Source organism: Trebonia sp. (assembly GCF_049794275.1).
In the GTDB taxonomy this organism is placed as follows: domain Bacteria; phylum Actinomycetota; class Actinomycetes; order Streptosporangiales; family Streptosporangiaceae; genus Trebonia.
The window spans coordinates 1-3187 of the sequence record NZ_JBARCR010000482.1 but is presented as its reverse complement, the minus strand read 5'-3'; the positions used below and the strand labels follow the sequence as shown (position 1 = coordinate 3187).

3 protein-coding genes are annotated in these 3187 nt (G+C 72.4%); all 3 read right to left on the bottom strand.

The features are described from left to right. Positions 1-1341, bottom strand: coding sequence for a UDP-N-acetylmuramoyl-L-alanine--D-glutamate ligase (murD, locus tag WA805_RS13215; protein ID WP_422324135.1), 1341 nt, complete (start codon positions 1339-1341; stop codon positions 1-3). Further along, complete coding sequence (locus WA805_RS13210) at positions 1338-2675, bottom strand: hypothetical protein (protein WP_424560450.1); 1338 nt, start codon at positions 2673-2675, stop codon at positions 1338-1340. Before WA805_RS13210 ends, murD begins: the two co-directional genes overlap by 4 nt. 8 nt (positions 2676-2683) lie before the next feature. After that, positions 2684-3187 (bottom strand): polyphenol oxidase family protein (locus WA805_RS13205; protein WP_422289421.1); only part of this gene is annotated, 504 nt, incomplete at its 5' end.

Below are 3187 nucleotides of genomic sequence, written 5' to 3'. Positions count from 1 at the left end.
CTAGCCGGCGGCGCAGGCTCGCATGGCGCGGGCGAAGGCCTCGGCGCGGTCACGGTAGTCGCGGAACTGGCCGAAGCTGGGGGCGGCCGGCGACAGCAGCACTATCCCGTCCGGTCGCGCCCACGCGAAGGCGGCGGCGACGGCGGTCTCCAGGTCCTGGCAGTCGGTGACTCCGGCGAAGGCCTCGCCGCGGGTACCGGTCGCCGCGAAGGCCGCGCTGATCCGCTGACCGCCGTCAGGAAGGGTCAGAACGTACGTTGGCGACTCCCGGCCCGACACTCCAGCCGCCAGCGGGGCATAGTCGATGCCGCGGTCCTGACCGCCGACGATCAGCGCGATCCGGCGGCCGGGAAAAGCGTCGAGGGCGGCGAGCGTCGGCAGCACGTTGGTGGACAGGCTGTCGTCGACGAAGCTGACCCCGGCCACTGCGCCGATGGTGGCGAGCCGGCTGGGCAGCCCCTCGTACCCGGCGGCGGCGGCGCGCAGCGCCTCGTCGTCGTCCGCGCCTTCGACGCCGAGGGCGCGCAGCACGCGCCGGGCGATCAGCGCGTTCCGCCTGTTGTGCCGACCCGGCAGCCCGAGCGGGTCCAGCCACGTCGCGCTTGCCTCGTCGGTTTCCAGCACCCACTCGACGCGGGGCGCGAGCAGGCCGGCGCGGGCGCGGATCAGCTCGCTATCGCCGTTGGCGACGGTGAGTTCGGCGCCCGGCTGGGAGCAGGCGGACAGCTTGTCGCGGTAGTACTGCTCGACGCCGCCGTGCCAGGGCAGGTGGTCGGGATGCAGCGAGGTCACCGCGGTGACCGGCGGGGACGAGGCGAGGTCGGTCGCCTGGTAGCTGGAGACCTCGATCACCCAGTAGTCGCAGTCGCCGGCCAGGGCGGGGTCGTACGGAGCGGCGCCGATGTTGCCGCCCACCATCGCCCGGTACCCGAGGCCGGTCAGCAGGTGGCCGAGGATCGAGGAGGTGGTGGACTTGCCCTTGGTGCCGGTGACGCAGACGACCCGCTCCCGGTCGGCCTCCTGCAGCCAGAGCCCGAGGCCGCCGGCCAGCACCACACCCGCCTGCCGCAGCCGGTCGGCCTGCGGGCTGTAGCTGCTGATCCCCGGGGTCTTCACCACGACCTCGCAGCGCAGCAGCGCGTCAAGGCCGCCGTCGGCGGTGGCCAGGACGTGTTCGTCTCCCGCTTCTCCCGCTGTGGGACTGTCGTCCACGAGCACGGGCTCGACGCCGAGCGAGCGCAGCTTGCGGAGGTTCGCCTCGCCCTCGCGGCCGAAACCCCAGACGCCGACGCGAGCCCCGCGCAGGTCGCCCCAGCCCAGCTTCGGCCGTTCCCGGGTCATGACTCCCCGAAGGCGAATACCGTCGGGACGAAGTTCTCACCCACGGGGCGGCGCATCGCGGCGATCTCGGCGTCGGCCGGCGCGTCCGGGCGCCCCGCGACCTCGGCGGCGAGTTCCTTGAGCAGCGGGAAACCGGCGCGGTCGGCGCGCCGGGCGGCGAGCAGGACCGCGGCCCGGCATTCGCTGACCTCCCCGACGCACTCGAACGGCTTGGTCCCCGCGCCGAGCAGCGCGCGGAACTTCGGTGCGAGCTCCGGTTTGGCCAGCGGCTCCGAGCCGCCCCCGTCCGCCGCGAATACCGCGCGCAGCGCTTCTGCTGACATGAACGGCGCGAGGATGAGGTCGATGAAGCAGCACTTGTCGCACTGCCCGCACCAGTGGGCGAGCCGCAGCGACTTGTCGAGGTGGAAGGCCCGGTTACAGCTCCGGAATGACCCGTGGTACCGCTCGAGCCCGGCGAAGACCTCCGCGATCCACAACTCGGTCCTGTCGCGCAGCATGGAGAAGTAATCAGGCAGCCCGGCGGGGTCGGCGGCGAGGACCGCACGGAACGCCGCCTCGAACGAGGCGCTCTTGGAGTACTGGTGGTTGACCGGCCGCCCGTCGTGCTCCAGCGTCGGCACGGACGCGGACCACTCGTTGGACATCACCACGGCGTCCCGTTCGCCGAGCACGGCGGCGAGGACGGCGATCGCGGATAGGATGCCGGTCACCGGCACGTGCCCGTTGAGGAACCCGAGCTCCGCCGACCGCATCAGCTGCTGGTCGATCTCGCGCCCGGCACGGACGACCGGCAGCCCGCTCACCGCGGCCGGCCGCTCGATCGCCTCGAACCGGTCCCCCGGCCGGCTGACCACGAACAGCGCCACATCGGCCCGCTGCCGCACGTGCTCCACCGACACGATCGAGTCGATCCCGCCCCCGAACGGCACGAGCGCCCGCGCCTCACCCGATGCGCGGCCCGAAGGCGGTTGCCCGGCCCGCACCTCCGCGTCGATCCGCAGATCGCTTAGGTCAATCGCGTTGCGATAGGCGAACTCGCCAAGCCCCTGCAGATAGAACTCGCGAAGGAAGGCCCGCTCCAGCTCGGTGAGCTCGGTCTCGCCAAGCTCGATAACCGGGGGCGCGGCGGTCTTGTAGTAGGAGACCCCGGCGACCAAGAACACCAGCCGCGCGGCCGCCTGGGCGGCAGGGGTCTCCCACCGCTCTCCGGGCGCCAGCGTCACCCGCTCGCTGAAAGGACGCCCGTCGACCGAATACCGGCACGTGAGCAGCCCGCTCCCGGCATCAACGTCGAAGGACTCGTACCGGAACACTTCGCCGCGTCGCACCACGTCGGTCATCATTCCCCCCGCGTCCGCAGCCGCGCGACCAGCGCGAGCCGGCCGCAGGGCCGCACCGCCCGGTCGCTGAAGAACCTGCCGTCGCCGGTCACATACGGCGTGACATGCACGCTGGCGTCCGGCAGCCCCGCCTCGTGCAGCACCAGCCGGTTCGCGGCCGGCAGATCGAGCAGCCAGCGCCCGGTGCCATCGGGCCGCATCACGGTCCCGGCCTCCCCTCCGAACGCGCCCTCAACGGCCGAAGCAACCTCCGCCCCGACCTGGTACCGCTCCGCCCCGATGGCCGGCCCGATCCCCGCGATGACGTTCTCCGGGCTGGCGCCAAGCGCGCCCATCGCGGCCACGGCCGCCTCGCTCACCCGCGCGACCGTCCCCCGCCACCCAGAATGAACACAGCCAAGAACATGCGCCACGGGATCATAGAGCACGACCGGCACGCAGTCCGCAGCAAGAATGGCGAGCACAACCGACGAATCCGTGGTTACGAGCGCATCCGCCTCGGG